Source organism: Neisseria sp. P0001.S005 (genome assembly GCF_051963715.1).
The window spans coordinates 1-380 of the sequence record NZ_JBQCTZ010000731.1; the positions used below are offsets into that span (position 1 = coordinate 1).

The 380-nt window shown below is 56.3% G+C and carries 1 protein-coding gene; it reads right to left on the reverse strand.

Annotated elements, in window-relative coordinates; translation table 11 throughout:
- Positions 1-35: 35 nt before the first annotated feature.
- A partial coding sequence (gene coaD, locus ACTHSP_RS22600) for a pantetheine-phosphate adenylyltransferase (RefSeq protein ID WP_440347083.1) occupies positions 36-380 on the reverse strand: 345 nt, incomplete at its 5' end.

A 380-nucleotide genomic window follows, 5' to 3' on the forward strand; every position in this document is an offset into this window, starting at 1 on the left:
GGAAGGCCGTCTGAAATGTTCAGACGGCCTTTGTTTTATGTGTTTGTTTCGTGGTCTTGCAGGATTTTTTGATAGACGGGGTCGGGGAGGTAGCGGCCTATCATGTCGCGCCAGCCTTGTGGGCCGACCAAGCCTTTGACCATGGTGGAGGACACTTCGGCGATTTCGCGCGGCGGCATTAGGAAGACGGTGGAGATTTCGGGGGCGATGTCGCTGTTGATGTAGCGCATCGAGCGTTCGTATTCGTAGTCGGCGGCGGAACGGATGCCGCGGACGATGAAATTAGCCTTGGCTTCGCGGGCATAATCGACCAAAAAGCGGTTTTCAAACACGCTGATGCGGACGTTGGGGAAGGGGTGGGTAATGGCATCGAGCATGGC